The following is a 19812-nucleotide window of genomic DNA, read 5'->3' as shown; positions in this document are numbered from 1 at the left end:
GCATTAACTGTCGGACGCTGTCACCTGCGGCGGCGTCTGGCGAAAACGCCGCAACTCCACCAGCACCAGCAATAACAACACGCCGATAATCAACAAACCAAAACCGCTCGCGCTTGCGGAAGCAACCGGTGTCATCATCGCTCCCAGACCGCCTAACAGCGCCGCGCCTATGGCATCGCCCGTCACGTTTTGCGCCGTCCACAAACCGTTAATCCGCCCTAACATCGCTTCCGGGGTTTGCGTTTGCAGCATTGTGTATTGCAGCAACGAGCTGACCGCACTCAACCAGCCGAACAGCGCCAGACAAACCACGCCTAAAATCCACATCGGCATCAGGCCAAACAGACCAATGGCGAGGAACGATCCCAGCGTGGAGAGCAGCATCAATAACCCTGGTCGCGCACTATGTGCCAGCTTCCCGCTGGTTAACGCACCAATAGCCGCGCCGAGCGGGATCGCCGCATAGAGAAAACCAATCTGTGCCGCCGACATCTGCCAGTTGTCAGCCAGCGCCGGATACAGTACCCGCACCGCGCTCGCCATCGTCAATAAACCACCCAACAGCGCAATCCCTCCTACCAGCGGGCTGGCGAGCAGAAAACGAAATCCTGCCAGTAATGATTTCAACGGATGCTCACGCGGCTGCGGTGGTGGTGGTAACGCCGGAAGGCTTAACAACGGTAGCAAGGTAATAAACGTGCCCGCCGCCGCCAGCCCGTAGTTCCAGGCTACGCCTCCGGTCGCCAGCAGTAAACCGCCAATCATGGGCGAAATCACCGATCCCAGGCGCACAGTCAACATGGTGATCGCCCCGGCCTGCATTAAGTTTTCACGCCCTACCAGTGCAGGTGTCGCCGCCAGTAGCGCCGTAACGCCAAGTGATGCGAAAAAACCATCCCATAAACCAAGTAAATAGATTGCCAGCAATGACGGCTCCGGCAGCAGTGCATTAAGGCACAGTCCAATGAAGCCAATGCCACAGGTGCCGCGCGCCAGCAAAATCACTTTTTTGCGCTCATAGCGATCCGCCAGCACACCGCCGACCATCAGGCCAACAAACATCGCGCCGCCGGTCAGCGTCACCGAAAGCCCCACCTGCCAGGTAGAATGCGTCATTATCTGGATCTGCACCGGTACCGCGACGCCGAGCAAACCCAGAGACACAATTGAGATAAAACGAGCGAGGAATACTGCGCGAAACGCCGGGTGCGTTTTCAACAGGCTGAGGTTAAGCAGCCAGGATTGTTTATTCATTACAATGCCTTGCCATCAAATATTTTAAATACCTATTCTTAGGCTGCACATGCTAACATATCCAAATAAGATCGATAACGATAATTAATTTCATTATCATGGAAGTTCGTATGTCTGGTTCTGTTGCCGTGACACGCGCCATTGCCGTGCCCGGATTGCTGTTATTACTGATTATCGCGACGGCATTAAGCCTGCTCATTGGGGCAAAATCACTCCCCGCTTCCGTAGTGCTGGAGGCCCTCTCCGGCACCTGCCAGAGCGCCGACTGCACCATCGTGCTCGACGCGCGGCTGCCGCGCACCCTTGCCGGTTTACTGGCAGGCGGCGCGCTTGGGCTTGCCGGGGCGTTAATGCAAACCCTCACCCGAAACCCACTTGCCGACCCCGGCTTGCTTGGCGTAAACGCCGGAGCCAGCTTTGCCATTGTGCTGGGTGCGGCGCTGTTTGGTTACTCATCCGCGCAGGAACAACTGGCGATGGCCTTCGCCGGGGCGCTGGTGGCCTCGTTGATTGTTGCCTTTACCGGCAGCCAGGGCGGCGGGCAGTTAAGTCCGGTGCGTTTAACCCTGGCGGGCGTGGCGCTGGCGGCGGTGCTGGAAGGGCTGACCAGCGGCATCGCCCTGCTTAATCCTGACGTCTACGATCAACTGCGTTTCTGGCAAGCCGGTTCGCTGGATATTCGCAATCTATATACCTTAAAAGTTGTGCTGATCCCGGTGCTGATCGCCGGAGCAACCGCGCTATTACTGAGCCGCGCGCTGAACAGTTTAAGCCTCGGCAGTGACACCGCGACAGCGCTGGGCAGCCGCGTGGCGCGCACACAGTTGATTGGTCTGCTGGCGATTACCGTGCTTTGTGGTAGTGCGACGGCGGTAGTTGGCCCGATTGCCTTTATTGGCCTGATGATGCCGCATATGGCGCGTTGGTTGGTTGGAGCAGATCATCGCTGGTCGCTGCCCGTCACGCTACTTGCCACCCCTGCCCTGCTGCTGTTTGCCGATATCATCGGGCGGGTGATTGTGCCCGGCGAACTGCGAGTTTCCGTGGTCAGTGCGTTTATTGGTGCACCGGTGCTGATCTTCCTCGTGCGACGTAAAACGCGAGGTGGCGCATGATTTACGTCTCTCGCCGATTAATTATCACCTGTTTGCTGCTGGTTTCCGCCTGTGTGGTTGCAGGTATCTGGGGATTACGCAGCGGTGCCATCACGTTGGAAACCTCGCAGGTATTCGCCGCGCTGATGGGCGATGCGCCGCGCAGTATGACGATGGTGGTCACCGAATGGCGTTTACCACGCGTGCTGATGGCGCTGTTGATTGGCGCGGCGCTGGGCGTCAGCGGCGCGATTTTTCAGTCGCTGATGCGTAACCCGCTCGGCAGCCCTGACGTAATGGGCTTTAACACCGGGGCATGGAGCGGCGTACTGGTGGCGATGGTGCTGTTTGGTCAGGATCTGACGGCTATCGCGCTGGCAGCAATGGCGGGGGGTATTGTCACCTCGCTGTTGGTCTGGCTGCTCGCCTGGCGTAACGGTATCGACACCTTTCGGTTGATTATTATCGGTATCGGTGTTCGCGCCATGCTGGTGGCCTTTAATACCTGGCTGTTGCTGAAAGCGTCTTTAGAAACGGCGCTAACAGCGGGTTTGTGGAATGCCGGATCGCTCAACGGCCTGACGTGGGCAAAAACCTCACCTTCCGCGCCAATCATTATATTGATGCTCATTGCCGCCTCCTTGCTGGTGCGGCGAATGCGCTTGCTGGAAATGGGCGATGATACCGCATGTGCGCTGGGCGTCAGCGTCGAACGTTCGCGGCTGTTAATGATGCTGGTCGCCGTAGTGCTTACCGCTGCGGCAACAGCGCTTGCCGGGCCGATTTCCTTTATTGCTTTAGTCGCGCCGCACATTGCCCGCCGCATTAGTGGCACCGCTCGCTGGGGGCTAACCCAGGCGGCGCTGTGCGGGGCGTTGTTACTGCTGGTGGCCGATCTCTGCGCCCAACTACTGTTTATGCCGTATCAACTTCCGGTTGGCGTCGTTACCGTCAGCCTCGGTGGTATTTACCTTATCGTCTTGTTAATTCAGGAGTCTCGCAAAAAATGACCGAATCAGTAGCCCGTTTGCGCGGCGAACAGTTAACCCTCGGATATGGCAAATATACCGTTGCGGAAAATCTGACTGTAGAAATACCTGATGGTCACTTCACGGCAATTATCGGGCCAAATGGCTGCGGTAAATCCACGTTGCTGCGTACCTTAAGCCGCCTGATGACGCCTGCTCACGGGCATGTCTGGCTGGATGGCGAGCACATTCAACATTACGCCAGTAAAGAGGTTGCACGCCGGATTGGCCTGTTGGCGCAAAACGCCACCACGCCGGGAGATATCACCGTGCAGGAGCTGGTGGCGCGTGGGCGTTACCCGCATCAACCGCTGTTTACCCGCTGGCGCAAAGAAGATGAAGACGCGGTAACGAAAGCGATGCAGGCCACGGGAATCACTCATCTGGCAGATCAAAGCGTGGATACCCTTTCTGGCGGACAACGCCAGCGAGCGTGGATAGCAATGGTGCTGGCCCAGGAAACGGCAATTATGCTGCTCGATGAACCCACGACCTGGCTGGATATCAGTCATCAGATTGATTTGCTGGAACTGTTAAGCGAACTGAACCGCGAGAAAGGCTATACCCTGGCGGCGGTGCTGCACGATCTTAATCAGGCCTGTCGTTACGCCAGCCATTTGATTGCATTGCGGGAAGGGAAAATTGTTGCTCAGGGAGCGCCGAAGGAGATTGTCACTGCTGAACTGATCGAGCGCATTTATGGTCTGCGCTGCATGATTATTGACGATCCGGTTGCCGGAACGCCGCTCGTGGTGCCGCTCGGACGAACGACACCTTCAACCGCGAAGATTTAAACTAAGTGGTCTGCCATTATGGCATCCTGTTTTCTGGATGCCATCGCATGGCGCAATAGCACGTCACCACAAGCCACTATACCGCCGATCAACGCAGAAAGGAGCACAATAATCGCCTTACCCGGACCGTCTTTTTTTACGGGTAATGACGGACGCAACTGATATTTAAACGGTGTAAAATTCACATCGTTGACATTTGTTTTTGTTAATTGCTCGACTAGATACTGACGATTACGTAATTCACCGTTCAATTCCGCAACGTCAGTGACTGCTTTTTCAATTTCCAGTTTGCGTTCAATACCGTCTGCGCCGAGAGAAATAGAGAAATCGGGGTCATCTTTAACGGCCTGACCATTACTGTATACGGGCTTTTTAATTCCTGCCGCGTTGGCAATGTCGAGTGAATAATTGAGGCGCTGAATGTTTGCATCAAGTTGATTTTTCGTTTTAATGCGATCCTGAGCCAGTTTTTCTTTTTCAAACTGGGTTTTGATCTCCAGTTTATTACGGACGTTTTCTATCGACTCTTTCACCACCAACGCAGAGATATAATCGATATACCCGGCCAACACTTTCTGTGCCTCTTCACTGGTGGGTGCGGTGAAACTTAGCGTCCAGGAAGTATACAATGCAGACTCATCTTTTTTCTTACTGGCATTGTCATCAACCGCTTTCATTTTTTCGCTCAATGCGACAATTGCGCGATGCAAATCCAGTTCGTCGATTTTCGCCTCTTTTAATTGGTCCATCACATAAGGTGTTGAGCGCAGGTACTCTTCCAGCAAGCTAACCGACTGAAACTTCTTGATAAACAGGTTAAATGCTTCTGTACGATCAATTTTGATATCCAGATCCAGCACACGAAGCTTAGTGAATGTTTTCTCAAGCGCCTGCCACTGAACAGGTTCTGGAGGCGTGACAACCGCCGCGCTGGTCCATTTTTGCGGCAGGATGAAAGAGATCAGTAAACCTGCGCAGGCAAACGCAAAAACGACCGCCATGACCGTTTTTTTGGCCCGCCATAAAACTTCAATTAGATTAAGTAAATCAACTTCATTATTACTGGGCGACGCCAGAGGATACTCGGGAAAATGAGCGTCACTTCCCTGTTTAATATTCAGTGATGACATGGGGTATAACCTGAAAATGAGTCCAATAGGGGGAAATCTCCACGGCGCTCACTTTACCAGTTGGTGAGAATTATCCGAAGCTGAAGTTTGTAAATTCCTTCCACTGAATGCAACATTCACTCTATTTAAGAGAAATATCCACCAAACTTATAAATTAAATAAATGATAAACCCATAATCATTTCCTGTAATTATGGGTTTATGGATAATATTAATTTACCTGTTTAGCGTAGCGCGAATAATCGGCCCAATTTTTTCAAACGCCCCTGGAGAGATAATATCCACATGCGCACAATCCTGACGATAGATATCCAGCTCCGCAATCCACGGCGACCAGGCGCGTTCGGGATTCATACCTTCCTGAAGTGTGCGTTCAGCAACAAACAGCGTCGCTTTACCTTCAAACGGTACGCTATGAGCAGTCGTCAGCAGGCGCACAGCATCAGCGTAGTTGCCTTCAATGGTGGTAAACAAATCCGTTGAAGTACTTCCCTGTTGTGCCGCCAGGAAGGCCTCGCGCTCGCGGTTAATCTCCGCCAGCACTTCCGGGTCCAGGCCATTAGCCTCTTTTTCCTGCCAGTTTTGCGTTTCTGGCGGCCAGGTATCCAGCAAGCCAAGAAATGCCACCTGTTCGCCACGGGCACGCAGTCGCGCCGCAATACCCTGCGCCAGCGTACCGCCCAGCGAATAACCCAGCAGGTAATAAGGGCCGTGCGGTTGATGCTCAAGTAACGTTGCCAGATGCGCTTCGCAGACTTCATCCAGATTTGCCGCGGTCTGCATGGGACCATTGGGGCGCGGCGACTGAATGCCGATAATCGACCATTGTGGATCGAGATAACGCGAGAGCACGCTGAACTGCCAGGCAAAACCGGACGCAGGATGGAAACAAAACAGCGTCGGGCCATTACCTTCACGCAACGGCAGAATGGTTTCGAATCCCATGCGCCGGGAGCTGTCCTCGTCACCATCAATAATCGTTGCCAGTTTGGCGACGGTTGATGCGACCATCACCTGCCCCGGCGTCACCTGACGGGCAAACTGCCGACTTAACTGCGCAGCCAGTTTCATTGCCAGTAGCGAATGACCGCCAAGCGCAAAGAAATCAGCATCGGCATCCTGCACGTCACAACCCAGCAACGACGAGAATGCCGCGGCGATAATCGTTTCACTGCCCGCTTTCGGCGCACGCCCCGGCGCTTGTGCCTTCAGTTCAGGCAACGGTAAGGCTTTGCGATCCAGCTTGCCGTTGGCGCTAAGCGGCAACTGCGGAAGTTGCAGCAGAACCACGGGCACCATATGCGGTGGCAATGTTTCGCGCAACTGCGCCTGCAATGCAGTGGTATCCAGCGGCAGGCCTGATTGCGACACCAGATACCCAACCAACTGACGCGCATCGCCTCCCGTTGCGGCAGCCTGGTTAATGACGCAGGCGTGGGTCACGGCCTGTTCGACATCCGGCAGTGCCTGCATCACGCGATCGATTTCGCCCAGTTCGATACGCTGCCCGCGAATTTTTAGCTGATCGTCACTGCGCCCGAGGTACTCCACCGCGCCGTTATCCAGCCAGCGGGCAACGTCTCCGGTACGGTACATCCGTTCGCCAGGGGCAAAAGGATCGGCAATAAAGCGGCTGGCGGTCAGATCGGGTCGTCCAAGATACCCCTGCGCCAGTTGAATACCGGTGAGATAGAGATCTCCCGCCACACCCGGCGGCACCGGATGCATCATCGCATCAAGAATACGTAGGCCTGTATTCCACACCGGATAACCAATCGGCACACTGCTGCCGCGCACCTGTGCCAGTTCCTCGCCAAAAGCCGGATACCAGCTGACATCTACCGCCGCTTCCGTCGGGCCATATAGATTATGCAACGGCACGCTGGTTAACTGTTGCCATTCGCGGCATAAATCAGCGGGTAAGGCCTCACCACTACAGAAAACCTGTTTCAACGTCGCGCAATTCTGACGAGCGGTTTGCGGAGTCAGCGATGCAACAAATGCTGCCAGCATCGACGGCACAAAGTGCGTGGTCGTTACACCATATTCGGCAAAGAATTGCTGCATAGCGAGCGGGTCGCGGTGCGCTTCCGGTTCAGCCATCACCAGTTTTGCCCCTGCGATAAACGGCCAGAAAAACTCCCACACCGAGACATCAAAACTGCACGGCGTTTTTTGGGCAACGACATCTTCGCCTGTAAGCGGGTAGTGGTTTTGCATCCAAAGCAGGCGGTTAACGATAGCCGTCTGCCCGACCATTACCCCTTTCGGTCTGCCGGTGGAGCCAGAGGTAAAGATGATATAAGCCGTGTGGTGCGGTTGTGAAAGTTTCAGCGGCGCACTGCCCTGCGGTGTAAGCGGGGCGTTATAGCAAAGGCTGGTTAAATCTGGAACATCGGCAAAGCGCGGCAGTTGATCGTCGGTGGTGATTAACAGCGACGGACGCGCATCTTCCAGCATCATTTTCAGGCGTTCGTCCGGATAGCCGGTATCCAGCGGTAACCAGGCCGCACCAGCCTCAACAATTGCATGTAGCGCCAGAGTCAAAAAGACCGAGCGCGGTAGCGCCACCGCCACGCTGTCGCCTGGTTTAACGCCGCGCTCACGCAGCAGATTCGCCAGCGCCACCACCTGCTCGCGCATTTCCCGATAGCTGAACAGGTAACGCGCATCTGCCAGCGCCGGAGCATGCGGTGTTTTTGCCGCTTGTTCTGCCACCAGCGCGCTCAGCGTGGTTTCTGGAATCTCAACCTGAGTGGCGTTGATCTGCGCCAGCTGTGCATACTCTTCTGGCAGCATAATATCAACATCGCCGCACAACAGCACCGGATCCGCGGCGAACTGGGCAATCAGCATTTTCAGGCGTTCAGCATGCTGGATTAACGTTGGCTCAGCGTAACGCTGTTTATTGGCGATGATCTCAATACTCAAATCACCGTGTTCATCCGGGAACAGGGCCAGCTCAAGGTCATTAACCGGACCGGTTGCCAGGGTATGGGTTTGCGCCTGAACATCAGGAATATCCAGTTGGTAATCAAATACCTTGATATTGAGTACCGGACCAAACAGCGGTTCATCACCTGCCGCTCGCCCACTGTCACGGACAATTTGTTCGGCGTCGTAGCGTTGATGGCGGCGCATTTTTTTCAGTTGTGCTGCCAGTCGGGTTGCCAGTTGCGGCAGCGTTTCTTGCGCCGCAATGTGAATACCCAACGGTAAAACGTTGAGCACGGGTCCGGTAGCCGTCAGCGCCGCCGAGCCCAGTCGACGCATAAAGATAAATCCGGCAGCGTAGTCCATGCGGTTGCACAATCGCCCCAGCCACAAAGCCGTCAGCGCAAGGGCTAAATCGGTACGCTGCACACCTGAAAGTTGCGTAGCCAGCTGGCGGAATTCCCCGTCGGTAAATTCCAGTTTCAGGCGCAAAATATCTGCCGAAGCGCTGCGCCCCGGTAAAGGTGCCGGAGAAAGTGACGCGGGCGGTGGCAGTTGACGACGCTGTTCCGCCCAGAATGCCGCATCACGCTGCCAGGCTTCGCTTTCGCGGTATTGCTGGTACTCTTCCACTACATCAGCGAAAGGCGTAAACGGCGAAGCAGGCGTTGGTTCGCCACGCAGCCATGCGCAGTAAATATTGGCGATCTGGCGGGTAATGGCCGGGAAACTGAAGCCATCGACCAGCAAATGGTGATAACGCTGATACCAGTACCAGCGGTTATCCGCCACCTGTATCAACTGATGAAAGACCAGTGGTTTACCGCTATCGACGCGCAGATCTTGTTGCAAATCCGCCTGCATTAATGACTGCGCAGTACCGTGCGGATCAATGTTGGTTCGCAGGTCGATAGTTTCTGGCAGTTCGAACGTCAGCGCATCATCGACCCACTGCCAGACTTCGCCGTTATCTTCCGTAAAACGCATCCGCAGCGTATCTGCTTGCGCTAATCCGGCAACCACCGCGCGGGCCAGTAATGGCGCATCAACCTCTCCGGTTAACTCAACGTAATGCGCCACGCTCCAGGCGGAGGGTAAATCCGACAGTTTTTCTGCCATCCAGATGCCGGGCTGTGCGGCGACCAAAGGTAAATGCTGGCTCATTGTGCCTCCTGCAACTGGGTGAAATTCGCCGGTGTCAGAGTACGCCAGTGGGCTTCCAGCCACTGCTGGCAGGACGCCTGTGACTGCGGCTGACACACAACGTCCCAGCCTGCCGGTAAGGCGCATTGTTGCGGCCACAGACTGAATTGCCCCTGCGCATTGCGCAAAATGTAAAACGCTCCCTGCGGATCATCGAAGGGATTACTGAATGCCATATTCAACTCCTGTCATGGAAAAGTGGTTGCCAGAGGTCGATTAGCCCCTGCATCAAGCCACCGCGCCAACAAAGCGCATCATGTCCGCCGTCAACCTGACGCCAGAAAATGGATTCTTTTATGGGGTGTAATTGCGCATACAGCGCCTGATTGGCCTGCATGATCATCGGCTCGCGAATACCCGCTTCCAGCACAATGCGCAGACCTTCGGCACTAACTTGACCAGCTTTAAGTTGCTCAAGTAAAACACCTTCTTGCTGCCCGCCCCGATGCGGCCACCAGTACGATCCTGACTGGCTTAATACACAGCCAAAGCGTTCAGGCCAGTGCAGTCCGGCATACAGCGCGGAAAGCCCACCAAAACTCTGCCCGGCGACCACGGTGCGATCGGCGCGATCGCTAAAAGGGGCAATAGCTTTCACCAGGGGTAATAACTCTTGCTGTACTGCCAGCCAGAAATCCGCATTACACGGCAGTTCGTGGGCGCGGTGCGTGGTGTCAATAGCGTCGATCAACACATACACGGCTGGAGGAAGTTGCTGACGATGGGTCAACGAAGTCAGCACAGGCCAGACAGGCATACTCTGCGCCCAAAATTCGCCATCGAGCAAAACTGCCAGCGGACGTTCTCCTGCTGTTGCATCGCCAGTGGTAAAAATCCATACACGGCGTGAATTTTTCAACCGCTCACTTTTCCAGATAATTTCTTTGGCAGGTGTTTCTGGCGCTTGCGGACAATCCCATCCCGGTTGTAGGGGCGCTTGCGGCATTTCGAGTGCAGAAACAGCGTGCCCTCGCCCGCCTTTCCAGCTTTGTGGATTCAGCGGATCGGCTATCGCCTGGGGTAATAGTTTTCGCCAGCCTTCACGTAATTCGAGGCGATCGGGGGATGGTGCAGAAAAAATGTCATCGCGTTCGGTGGGAATAAAACAGTAGCTGCCGCGCCAGTTGGCATTAAGTTGTGTCGTCCACTGCCAGACGTTGGTGCCTGCAATTCGCTGCATCGACTGGGGCTGGCTGTTCTGATGGTGATCGGTCACACCAGTGATGTAGACCCATACGCGCTTTATCGTCGAGTATTCTTCAGAACCCTGGGGATCACGCCACCGGAAAGTGACCTCAAACATTTCGTCATTCAGACGCTGCCATTCCGGGCCATGTTTCGACTGCCACCAGCTCTCACTTCCTACTTTTAACGCCGTCACACCATAACCCCATGTTTACTGTGCAATTTTTCATTGATTGCAGAAATATATTGATAATATTATTGATAACTATTTGCATTTGCAATAGCGTAATGGCGCGCCGTGGGAAGCGCGGACATTAATTAACCAACTGCACTGCGTGTCTTTCAGGATCAAAGGTTTTCGCGGTAGCGGGATGCGTCGTGTTGATGACGACCATGCCCGACAGTTGCAATTCGTGGCAAAAATGCAGGAATAAAACAATGAACAAGAAGATTCATTCCCTGGCCTTGTTGGTCAATCTGGGGATTTATGGGGTAGCGCAGGCACAAGAGCCGACCGATACTCCTGTTTCACATGACGATACCATTGTCGTTACCGCCGCCGAGCAGAACTTGCAGGCACCTGGCGTTTCGACCATCACCGCAGATGAAATCCGCAAAAACCCGGTTGCCCGCGATGTGTCGGAGATCATCCGTACCATGCCAGGCGTTAACCTGACCGGTAACTCCACCAGTGGTCAGCGTGGGAATAACCGCCAGATTGATATTCGCGGTATGGGTCCGGAAAACACGCTGATTTTGATTGACGGCAAGCCGGTAAGCAGCCGTAACTCGGTGCGTCAGGGCTGGCGTGGCGAGCGCGATACCCGTGGTGATACCTCCTAGGTGCCACCTGAAATGATTGAACGTATTGAAGTTCTGCGTGGTCCGGCAGCTGCGCGTTATGGCAACGGCGCGGCGGGCGGCGTGGTTAACATCATTACCAAAAAAGGCAGTGGTGAGTGGCACGGCTCGTGGGACGCTTATTTCAATGCGCCAGAACATAAAGAGGAAGGTGCCACCAAACGCACTAACTTTAGCCTCACCGGTCCGCTGGGCGACGAATTCAGCTTCCGCTTGTATGGCAACCTCGACAAAACTCAGGCTGACGCGTGGGATATCAACCAGGGCCATCAGTCCGCGCGTGCCGGAACGTATGCCACGACGTTACCAGCCGGGCGCGAAGGGGTGATCAATAAAGATATTAACGGCGTGGTGCGCTGGGACTTCGCACCATTGCAATCGCTGGAACTGGAAGCGGGTTACAGCCGCCAGGGTAACCTGTATGCGGGCGATACCCAGAACACCAACTCTGACTCCTATACCCGCTCGAAATATGGCGATGAAACCAACCGTCTGTATCGCCAGAACTACTCGCTGACATGGAACGGCGGCTGGGATAACGGCGTGACCACCAGCAACTGGGTGCAGTACGAACACACCCGTAACTCGCGTATTCCGGAAGGTCTGGCGGGCGGTACCGAAGGGAAATTTAACGAAAAAGCGACACAGGATTTCGTCGATATCGATCTCGATGACGTGATGCTGCACAGCGAAGTTAACCTGCCGATTGATTTCCTCGTTAACCAGACGCTGACGCTGGGTACGGAGTGGAATCAGCAGCGGATGAAGGACTTGAGTTCCAACACCCAGGCGCTCACCGGGACGAATACCGGCGGCGCTATTGATGGCGTGAGTGCCACCGACCGTAGCCCGTATTCAAAAGCAGAAATTTTCTCGCTGTTTGCCGAAAACAATATGGAGCTAACTGACAGCACCATCGTAACGCCGGGGCTGCGTTTCGATCATCACAGTATTGTCGGCAATAACTGGAGTCCGGTGCTGAACATATCGCAAGGTTTAGGCGATGACTTCACGCTGAAAATGGGCATTGCCCGTGCTTATAAAGCGCCGAGTCTGTACCAGACTAACCCAAACTACATTCTCTACAGTAAAGGTCAGGGCTGCTATGCCAGCGCGGGCGGCTGCTATCTGCAAGGTAATGATGACCTGAAAGCGGAAACCAGTATTAACAAAGAGATTGGCCTGGAGTTCAAGCGCGACGGCTGGCTGGCGGGCGTCACCTGGTTCCGTAACGATTATCGCAATAAGATTGAAGCGGGCTATGTGGCTGTAGGGCAAAACGCAGTCGGCACCGATCTCTATCAGTGGGATAACGTACCGAAAGCGGTGGTTGAAGGTCTGGAAGGATCGTTAAACGTACCGGTTAGCGAAACGGTGATGTGGACCAATAACATCACTTATATGCTGAAGAGTGAAAACAAAACCACGGGCGACCGTTTGTCGATCATCCCGGAGTATACGTTGAACTCAACGCTGAGCTGGCAGGCACGGGAAGATTTGTCGATGCAAACAACCTTCACCTGGTACGGCAAGCAGCAGCCGAAGAAGTACAACTATAAAGGTCAGCCAGCGGTTGGACCGGAAACCAAAGAAATCAGTCCTTACAGCATTGTGGGTCTGAGCGCGACCTGGGATGTGACGAAGAATGTCAGTCTGACCGGCGGCGTGGACAACCTGTTCGACAAACGTTTGTGGCGTGCGGGTAATGCCCAGACCACGGGCGATCTGGCAGGAGCCAACTATATCGCCGGTGCCGGGGCGTATACCTATAACGAGCCGGGACGTACGTGGTATATGAGCATTAATACTCACTTCTGATGCTAACGTCAGATTGTTGACAAAGTGCGCGTAATTCATGCCGGATGCGGCGTGAACGCCTTATCCGGCCTACAAAAATCTTGCCAATTCAATATATTGCAGGACCACGTAGGCCTGATAAGCGTAGCGCATCAGGCAGTTTTGCGTTTGTCATCATTCTCTAATATGGTCGACATGAAAACTACGCATACCTCCCTCCCCTTTGTAGGACATACGCTGCATTTTGTTGAGTTTGATCCGGCGAGTTTTCGCGAGCAGGATTTACTCTGGCTGCCGCACTACGCGCAACTGCAACACGCTGGACGTAAACGTAAAACAGAGCATTTAGCCGGACGGATCGCTGCAGTTTATGCGCTGCGGGAATATGGCTATAAATGTGTGCCCGCAATCGGCGAGCTACGCCAACCTGTGTGGCCTGCGGAGGTATACGGCAGTATTAGCCACTGTGGGGCTACGGCATTAGCCGTGGTATCTCGTCAACCGATTGGCATTGATATCGAAGAGATTTTCTCTGTACAAACCGCAAGAGAATTGACAGACAACATTATTACACCAGCAGAACACGAGCGACTCGCAGAATGCGGTTTAACCTTTTCTCTGGCGCTGACACTGGCATTTTCCGCCAAAGAGAGCGCATTTAAGGCAAGCAAGATACAGGCCGCTCAAGGTTTTCTGGATTATCAAATAATTAGCTGGAATAAACAGCAGCTCATCATTCGACTAGAGGATGAGCAGTTTGCTGTGCACTGGCAGATAAAAGAAAAAATAGTCATAACGCTGTGCCAACACGATTAATTGACAACATCTGGTACGATTCGCCCGCAGCCATCACTGACCACGGGCGAAAGTGTAAAGCAGGTGCCTTACCATCCTGACCTGACAACCGGATATGCGGGGATTGCTCCCCGCACAACGGCTACTTCTTCGGTTCGTAAGCGAGAACAGCCTTAAACTCAATATTACGTTCCTTCACCGTAAACTCACACAGCGAGTCTCCGACCAGAAGCGTAAATCCCAGCACCGTTAAACACAGCACTATGACTGCCACAAGGGCATATTTCGTCAGCATGTTTATATTGCCTCCATGCGAAGAAGGGACTACCATCCGAGTTGTTGAGGTTCGGAGTGGCAGCCCCAGGATTGATAGAAATATCTCCTGGGGCTTCATCTTTCCAGACCTCAGAGTTAACCTGAAACCGGAAAGCTTCAGGCACCCGCTGTTATCTTACCCTTCCTTAGCAAAATAACTGTTTATTTATACAGCGAGTCCTGTTTCGGACTTCTGTTGGCAACACTCGTTATTGCTCGTAAAACGAAATCGCCCGCAGCCATTGCTGACCGCGGGCGAAAGTGTAAAGCAGGTGCCTTACCACCCTGACCTGACAACCGGATATGCGGGGATTGCTCCCCGCACAACGGCTACTTCTTCGGTTCGTAAGCGAGAACAGCCTTAAACTCAATATTACGTTCCTTCACCGTAAACTCACACAGCGAGTCTCCGACCAGAAGCGTAAATCCCAGCACCGTTAAACACAGCACTATGACTGCCACAAGGGCATATTTCGTCAGCATGTTTATATTGCCTCCATGCGAAGAAGGGACTACCATCCAAATTGTTCAGGTTTGGGTAGGTAGCCCCAGGGTTGATAGAAATATCGTCCTGGGGCTTCATCTTTCCAGACCTCAGAGTTAACCTGAAACCGGAAAGCTTCAGGCACCCGCCGTTATCTTACGCTTCCTCAGCAAAATAACTGTTTATTTATACAGTGAATCCTGTTTCGGACTTCTGTTGGCAAAACTGATCATTGCCCTTAAAACGACATCGCCCGCAGCCATCACTGACCGCGGGCGAAAGTGTAAAGCAGGTGCCTTACCATCCTGACCTGACAACCGGATATGCGGGGATTACTCCCCGCACAACGGCTACTTCTTCGGTTCGTAAGCGAGAACAGCCTTAAACTCAATATTACGTTCCTTCACCGTAAACTCACACAGCGAGTCTCCGACCAGAAGCGTAAATCCCAGCACCGTCAAACACAGCACTATGACTGCCACAAGGGCATATTTCGTCAGCATGTTTATATTGCCTCCATGCGAAGAAGGGACTACCATCCAAATTGTTTGGGTTTGGAGTGGCAGCCCCAGGATTGATAGAAATATCTCCTGGGGCTTCATCTTTCCAGACCTCAGAGTAAACCTGAAACCGGAAAGCTTCAGGCACCCGCCGTTATCTTACCCTTCCTTAGCAAAACAGCTGTTTATTTATACAGTAAGTCCTGTTTCGGACTTCTCAATCCTCATTTGATCAACTGAAGCTGAACCCGTTTTATTCTGCATGCCTCAATCGTCAAAATTCTTCGCCACCAGTCCGCACTGCCATAACTTGTCATATTGCAAAATGTAGCCAATTTGCTTCAGTCACCATCATCAAAAAAAGAAACATTCCAGAACTTCCGCATCTCGCCCAGCCGCTCCGACTTCTATACTGAATAGAAAACGCCAACATAAGAGAAACCTATGCCATTACCCGATTTTCATGTTTCTGAACCTTTTACCCTCGGTATTGAACTGGAAATGCAGGTGGTTAATCCGCCGGGCTATGACTTAAGCCAGGACTCTTCAATGCTGATTGACGCGGTTAAAAATAAGATCACGGCCGGAGAGGTAAAGCACGATATCACCGAAAGTATGCTGGAGCTGGCGACGGATGTTTGCCGTGATATCAACCAGGCTGCCGGGCAATTTTCAGCGATGCAGAAAGTCGTATTGCAGGCAGCCGCAGACCATCATCTGGAAATTTGCGGCGGTGGCACGCACCCGTTTCAGAAATGGCAGCGTCAGGAGGTATGCGATAACGAACGCTATCAACGAACGCTGGAAAACTTTGGTTATCTCATTCAACAGGCGACCGTTTTTGGTCAGCATGTCCATGTTGGTTGCGCCAGTGGCGATGATGCCATTTATTTGCTGCACGGCTTGTCACGGTTTGTGCCGCACTTTATCGCCCTTTCCGCCGCGTCGCCATATATGCAAGGAACGGATACGCGTTTTGCCTCCTCACGACCGAATATTTTTTCCGCCTTTCCCGATAATGGCCCGATGCCGTGGGTCAGTAACTGGCAACAATTTGAAGCCCTGTTTCGCTGCCTGAGTTACACCACGATGATCGACAGCATTAAAGATCTGCACTGGGATATTCGCCCCAGTCCTCATTTTGGCACGGTGGAGGTTCGGGTAATGGATACCCCGTTAACTCTTAGCCATGCGGTAAATATGGCAGGATTGATTCAGGCTACCGCCCACTGGTTACTGACGGAACGCCCGTTTAAACATCAGGAGAAAGATTACCTGCTGTATAAATTCAACCGTTTCCAGGCCTGCCGCTATGGGCTGGAAGGCGTCATTACCGATCCGCACACTGGCGATCGTCGACCATTGACGGAAGACACCTTGCGATTGCTGGAAAAAATCGCCCCTTCGGCACATAAAATGGGTGCATCGAGTGCGATTGAGGCCCTGCATCACCAGGTCGTCAGCGGTCTGAATGAAGCGCAGCTGATGCGCGATTTCGTCGCCGATGGCGGCTCGCTGATTGGGCTGGTGAAAAAGCATTGTGAGATCTGGGCTGGTGACTAAGCCGGGAATTGCCTTACAGAAGAATATCCCTGACAATGGTGTTTTAACTTACATTTAACAATGTTATGAAACACCCTTTAGAAACCTTGACCACCGCAGCAGGCATTTTGCTGATGGCTTTCCTCTCTTGCCTGCTGCTGCCCGCCCCCGCACTGGGGCTGACGCTGGCACAAAAACTGGTGACCATGTTCCATCTGATGGATCTTAGCCAGCTTTACACTTTATTGTTTTGTCTGTGGTTTTTAGTGCTGGGCGCTATTGAGTATTTTGTTCTGCGCTTTATCTGGCGACGCTGGTTCTCGCTGGCGGATTAAACGTCGATTATCGCCGAACTTCGCGGCATACTTTGCTTATTCTCCTTCGCCTAAAGGAACGTTTATGGATAAGCAATCACTGCACGAAACGGCGAAACGCCTGGCTCTTGAGTTACCCTTTGTCGAGCTTTGCTGGCCTTTTGGCCCGGAGTTCGATGTTTTTAAAATTGGCGGCAAGATTTTTATGCTGTCGTCGGAGCTGCGCGGCGTCCCCTTTATCAATCTGAAGTCCGATCCACAAAAATCCCTGCTAAATCAGCAAATATACCCAAGCATCAAGCCAGGGTATCACATGAATAAAAAGCACTGGATTTCGGTGTATCCCGGCGAGGAAATCTCCGAAGCGTTACTTCGCGATCTGATCAACGATTCGTGGAATCTGGTGGTTGATGGTCTGGCTAAACGCGATCAAAAACGACTGCGTCCTGACTCAACCGTAAATCAATAGCGCATTTTTCTCGCTTACCATTTCATCTCGATCCTTGTAATCTGCTGGCACGCAAAATTACTTTCACATGGAGTCTTTATGGATATCATTTCTGTCGCCTTAAAGCGTCATTCCACTAAGGCATTTGATGCCAGCAAAAAACTTACCCCGGAACAGGCCGAGCAGATAAAAACGCTACTGCAATACAGCCCATCCAGCACCAACTCCCAGCCATGGCATTTTATTGTTGCCAGCACGGAAGAAGGTAAAGCGCGTGTTGCCAAATCCGCTGCCGATAATTACGTATTCAACGAGCGTAAAATGCTTGATGCCTCGCACGTCGTGGTGTTCTGTGCAAAAACCGCGATGGACGATGCCTGGCTGAAGCTGGTTGTTGACCAGGAAGATGCCGATGGCCGCTTTGCCACGCCGGAAGCGAAAGCCGCGAACGATAAAGGTCGCAAGTTCTTCGCCGATATGCACCGTAAAGATCTGCATGATGATGCAGAGTGGATGGCAAAACAGGTTTATCTCAACGTCGGCAACTTCCTGCTCGGCGTGGCGGCGCTGGGTCTGGACGCGGTACCCATCGAAGGTTTTGACGCCGCCATCCTCGACGAAGAATTTGGTCTGAAAGAGAAAGGCTACACCAGTCTGGTAGTTGTTCCGGTGGGTCATCACAGCGTTGAAGATTTTAACGCTACGCTGCCGAAATCTCGTCTGCCGCAAAACATCACCTTAACCGAAGTGTAATTCTCTCTTGCCGGGCATCTGCCCGGCTATTTCCCCTCAGATTCTCCTGATTTGCATAACCCTGTTTCAGCCGTCATCATAGTCTGCTGTTGTATAAAGGAGACGTTATGCAGGATTTAATATCCCAGGTTGAAGATTTAGCGGGTATTGAGATCGATCACACCACCTCAATGGTGATGATTTTCGGTATTATTTTTCTGACCGCCGTCGTGGTGCATATTTTTTTGCATTGGGTGGTACTGCGGACCTTCGAAAAACGCGCCATCGCCAGTTCACGGCTTTGGTTGCAAATCATTACCCAGAATAAACTCTTCCACCGTTTAGCTTTTACCCTGCAGGGGATTATCGTCAATATTCAGGCGGTATTCTGGCTACAAAAAGGCACCGAAGCGGCAGATATTCTGACTACCTGCGCGCAGTTGTGGATCATGATGTATGCGCTGCTTTCAGTCTTCTCGTTGCTGGATGTGATTTTGAATCTGGCGCAGAAATTCCCGGCGGCATCTCAGTTACCGCTGAAAGGGATATTTCAGGGGATTAAACTGATCGGCGCGATTCTGGTCGGCATTTTGATGATCTCGCTGCTGATTGGTCAGTCGCCAGCGATTCTGATCAGCGGTCTTGGTGCAATGGCTGCCGTGCTGATGTTGGTATTTAAAGATCCGATTCTTGGTCTGGTGGCAGGTATTCAGCTTTCCGCGAACGATATGCTGAAACTGGGCGACTGGCTGGAGATGCCGAAATACGGCGCGGATGGCGCGGTGATCGATATTGGGTTAACCACCGTCAAAGTACGTAACTGGGACAATACCATTACCACTATTCCCACCTGGTCTCTGGTTTCTGACTCCTTTAAAAACTGGAGCGGGATGTCAGCATCTGGCGGGCGACGTATTAAGCGCAGTATCAGTATTGATGTCACCAGTATTCGTTTTCTTGATGAAGACGAAATGCAACGTCTGAATAAAGCGCATTTGTTAAAGCCTTATTTAACCAGCCGCCATCAGGAAATTAATGAGTGGAATCGCCAGCAAGGTTCTACGGAGTCGGTATTAAACCTGCGCCGAATGACCAATATTGGAACCTTTCGTGCCTATCTGAACGAATATCTGCGGAATCATCCGCGGATTCGCAAAGATATGACCTTAATGGTGCGCCAATTAGCTCCGGGCGATAACGGTTTACCGCTTGAGATCTACGCGTTTACTAATACCGTGGTGTGGCTGGAATATGAAAGCATTCAGGCTGATATATTCGATCACATATTTGCGATTGTCGAAGAGTTTGGTCTGCGACTTCATCAGTCGCCAACCGGCAATGATATTCGCTCTCTGGCGGGTGCATTTAAGCAGTAATTAAAAAAAACGCTCTCATCGAATGGA

At 52.7% G+C, this 19812-nt stretch carries 17 protein-coding genes and 3 pseudogenes; 12 read left to right on the top strand and 8 right to left on the bottom strand.

All coding sequences use genetic code 11. The features are described 5' to 3' along the window. Window positions 1-3: 3 nt before the first annotated feature. The gene (gene entS, locus ACJHWT_RS03710; protein ID WP_001041758.1) at window positions 4-1254 is read right to left on the bottom strand and encodes an enterobactin transporter EntS; all 1251 of its coding nucleotides are present in this window, start codon (window positions 1252-1254) and stop codon (window positions 4-6) included. A gap of 110 nt (window positions 1255-1364) precedes the next feature. Here entS and fepD point away from each other — a divergent pair, with 110 nt between their 5' ends. Genes fepD through fepC form a run of 3 tightly spaced genes read left to right on the top strand, consistent with a single transcriptional unit; the run spans window position 1365 to window position 4170 of the window. Then, window positions 1365-2369, top strand: coding sequence for a Fe(3+)-siderophore ABC transporter permease (gene fepD / locus ACJHWT_RS03705; RefSeq protein ID WP_001317683.1), 1005 nt, complete (start codon window positions 1365-1367; stop codon window positions 2367-2369). Next, window positions 2366-3358: an iron-enterobactin ABC transporter permease gene (gene fepG, locus ACJHWT_RS03700; protein ID WP_000640943.1), complete on the top strand. Its 993-nt coding sequence runs from the start codon at window positions 2366-2368 to the stop codon at window positions 3356-3358. The genes fepD and fepG overlap by 4 nt, the downstream gene beginning before the upstream one ends. Continuing rightward, window positions 3355-4170, top strand: a complete 816-nt coding sequence (gene fepC / locus ACJHWT_RS03695) for an iron-enterobactin ABC transporter ATP-binding protein (protein ID WP_000140635.1) — start codon at window positions 3355-3357, stop codon at window positions 4168-4170. The genes fepG and fepC overlap by 4 nt, the downstream gene beginning before the upstream one ends. Here fepC and wzz(fepE) read toward each other — a convergent pair. From wzz(fepE) to fes, 4 genes are all read right to left on the bottom strand, one after another. Next, a complete protein-coding gene (gene wzz(fepE) / locus ACJHWT_RS03690; RefSeq protein ID WP_410232310.1) occupies window positions 4167-5300 on the bottom strand; it encodes an LPS O-antigen length regulator Wzz(fepE) in 1134 nt (377 codons plus the stop codon). The genes fepC and wzz(fepE) overlap by 4 nt on opposite strands. A gap of 215 nt (window positions 5301-5515) precedes the next feature. After that, on the bottom strand, window positions 5516-9397 hold the full coding sequence (gene entF / locus ACJHWT_RS03685) for an enterobactin non-ribosomal peptide synthetase EntF (protein WP_000077757.1): 3882 nt from the start codon (window positions 9395-9397) through the stop codon (window positions 5516-5518). After that, window positions 9394-9612, bottom strand: coding sequence for an enterobactin biosynthesis protein YbdZ (gene ybdZ, locus ACJHWT_RS03680; RefSeq protein WP_000885787.1), 219 nt, complete (start codon window positions 9610-9612; stop codon window positions 9394-9396). Before ybdZ ends, entF begins: the two co-directional genes overlap by 4 nt. 2 nt (window positions 9613-9614) lie before the next feature. Next, window positions 9615-10817 (bottom strand): enterochelin esterase, encoded by a 1203-nt coding sequence (gene fes / locus ACJHWT_RS03675; RefSeq protein WP_000125799.1) that lies wholly within the window; start codon window positions 10815-10817, stop codon window positions 9615-9617. Window positions 10818-11059: 242 nt separating this feature from the next. Here fes and fepA point away from each other — a divergent pair. After that, window positions 11060-13300, top strand: a pseudogene (gene fepA / locus ACJHWT_RS03670) (siderophore enterobactin receptor FepA). Between the two features lie 174 nt (window positions 13301-13474). Beyond that, window positions 13475-14095 carry an enterobactin synthase subunit EntD gene (gene entD, locus ACJHWT_RS03665; protein ID WP_077249492.1) on the top strand — a complete coding sequence of 207 codons (621 nt, stop codon included), beginning with the start codon at window positions 13475-13477 and terminating at the stop codon, window positions 14093-14095. 121 nt (window positions 14096-14216) lie between these two features. On the opposite strand, the gene hokE (ACJHWT_RS03660) is transcribed toward entD, so the two are convergent. Beyond that, the gene (hokE, locus tag ACJHWT_RS03660) at window positions 14217-14369 is read right to left on the bottom strand and encodes a type I toxin-antitoxin system toxin HokE (protein ID WP_000956465.1); all 153 of its coding nucleotides are present in this window, start codon (window positions 14367-14369) and stop codon (window positions 14217-14219) included. Window positions 14370-14719: 350 nt separating this feature from the next. Then, a complete protein-coding gene (gene hokE, locus ACJHWT_RS03655; protein ID WP_000956465.1) occupies window positions 14720-14872 on the bottom strand; it encodes a type I toxin-antitoxin system toxin HokE in 153 nt (50 codons plus the stop codon). On the opposite strand from hokE (ACJHWT_RS03655), the pseudogene ACJHWT_RS03650 reads away from it, so the two are divergent. Further along, window positions 14841-15104 (top strand): annotated as a pseudogene (locus ACJHWT_RS03650) (hypothetical protein); the annotation flags it as partial. The gene hokE (ACJHWT_RS03655) and the pseudogene ACJHWT_RS03650 overlap by 32 nt on opposite strands. A gap of 119 nt (window positions 15105-15223) precedes the next feature. Here ACJHWT_RS03650 and hokE (ACJHWT_RS03645) read toward each other — a convergent pair. After that, the gene (gene hokE, locus ACJHWT_RS03645) at window positions 15224-15376 is read right to left on the bottom strand and encodes a type I toxin-antitoxin system toxin HokE (RefSeq protein ID WP_000956465.1); all 153 of its coding nucleotides are present in this window, start codon (window positions 15374-15376) and stop codon (window positions 15224-15226) included. Between hokE (ACJHWT_RS03645) and ACJHWT_RS03640 the strand changes: the two are divergent. From ACJHWT_RS03640 to ybdG, 6 genes and pseudogenes are all read left to right on the top strand, one after another. After that, window positions 15345-15613 (top strand): annotated as a pseudogene (locus ACJHWT_RS03640) (hypothetical protein). The gene hokE (ACJHWT_RS03645) and the pseudogene ACJHWT_RS03640 sit on opposite strands and share 32 nt — an antisense overlap. Before the next feature lie 204 nt (window positions 15614-15817). Continuing rightward, window positions 15818-16936, top strand: coding sequence for a YbdK family carboxylate-amine ligase (locus ACJHWT_RS03635; protein WP_001130638.1), 1119 nt, complete (start codon window positions 15818-15820; stop codon window positions 16934-16936). A gap of 65 nt (window positions 16937-17001) precedes the next feature. After that, window positions 17002-17250, top strand: coding sequence for a DUF1158 domain-containing protein (locus tag ACJHWT_RS03630; protein WP_000682518.1), 249 nt, complete (start codon window positions 17002-17004; stop codon window positions 17248-17250). 64 nt (window positions 17251-17314) lie between these two features. Then, window positions 17315-17698, top strand: a complete 384-nt coding sequence (locus ACJHWT_RS03625; RefSeq protein ID WP_000360948.1) for an MmcQ/YjbR family DNA-binding protein — start codon at window positions 17315-17317, stop codon at window positions 17696-17698. A gap of 78 nt (window positions 17699-17776) precedes the next feature. After that, window positions 17777-18430, top strand: a complete 654-nt coding sequence (nfsB, locus tag ACJHWT_RS03620; RefSeq protein WP_000351450.1) for an oxygen-insensitive NAD(P)H nitroreductase — start codon at window positions 17777-17779, stop codon at window positions 18428-18430. Window positions 18431-18537: 107 nt separating this feature from the next. Beyond that, the gene (ybdG, locus tag ACJHWT_RS03615; protein ID WP_001153132.1) at window positions 18538-19785 is read left to right on the top strand and encodes a mechanosensitive ion channel YbdG; all 1248 of its coding nucleotides are present in this window, start codon (window positions 18538-18540) and stop codon (window positions 19783-19785) included. The last annotated feature ends 27 nt before the right edge of the window (window positions 19786-19812 follow it).

It is taken from the genome of Escherichia sp. WS338 (genome assembly GCF_046486405.1).
GTDB classification, from domain to species: Bacteria; Pseudomonadota; Gammaproteobacteria; order Enterobacterales; family Enterobacteriaceae; genus Escherichia; species Escherichia coli.
The sequence above is the reverse complement of the archived record's forward strand: the minus strand, read 5'-3'. Positions and strand labels throughout refer to the sequence as shown.

Bases quoted from the DNA above. Each gene is read 5' to 3' on its own strand.
- entS (WP_001041758.1), bottom strand. From the start codon at position 1,254: ATGAATAAACAATCCTGGCTGCTTAACCTCAGCCTGTTGAAAACGCAC.
- fepD (WP_001317683.1), top strand. From the start codon at position 1,365: ATGTCTGGTTCTGTTGCCGTGACACGCGCCATTGCCGTGCCCGGATTG.
- fepG (WP_000640943.1), top strand. From the start codon at position 2,366: ATGATTTACGTCTCTCGCCGATTAATTATCACCTGTTTGCTGCTGGTT.
- fepC (WP_000140635.1), top strand. From the start codon at position 3,355: ATGACCGAATCAGTAGCCCGTTTGCGCGGCGAACAGTTAACCCTCGGA.
- entF (WP_000077757.1), bottom strand. From the start codon at position 9,397: ATGAGCCAGCATTTACCTTTGGTCGCCGCACAGCCCGGCATCTGGATG.
- ybdZ (WP_000885787.1), bottom strand. From the start codon at position 9,612: ATGGCATTCAGTAATCCCTTCGATGATCCGCAGGGAGCGTTTTACATT.
- entD (WP_077249492.1), top strand. From the start codon at position 13,475: ATGAAAACTACGCATACCTCCCTCCCCTTTGTAGGACATACGCTGCAT.
- hokE (WP_000956465.1), bottom strand. From the start codon at position 14,369: ATGCTGACGAAATATGCCCTTGTGGCAGTCATAGTGCTGTGTTTAACG.
- hokE (WP_000956465.1), bottom strand. From the start codon at position 14,872: ATGCTGACGAAATATGCCCTTGTGGCAGTCATAGTGCTGTGTTTAACG.
- hokE (WP_000956465.1), bottom strand. From the start codon at position 15,376: ATGCTGACGAAATATGCCCTTGTGGCAGTCATAGTGCTGTGTTTGACG.
- ACJHWT_RS03635 (WP_001130638.1), top strand. From the start codon at position 15,818: ATGCCATTACCCGATTTTCATGTTTCTGAACCTTTTACCCTCGGTATT.
- ACJHWT_RS03630 (WP_000682518.1), top strand. From the start codon at position 17,002: ATGAAACACCCTTTAGAAACCTTGACCACCGCAGCAGGCATTTTGCTG.
- ACJHWT_RS03625 (WP_000360948.1), top strand. From the start codon at position 17,315: ATGGATAAGCAATCACTGCACGAAACGGCGAAACGCCTGGCTCTTGAG.
- nfsB (WP_000351450.1), top strand. From the start codon at position 17,777: ATGGATATCATTTCTGTCGCCTTAAAGCGTCATTCCACTAAGGCATTT.
- ybdG (WP_001153132.1), top strand. From the start codon at position 18,538: ATGCAGGATTTAATATCCCAGGTTGAAGATTTAGCGGGTATTGAGATC.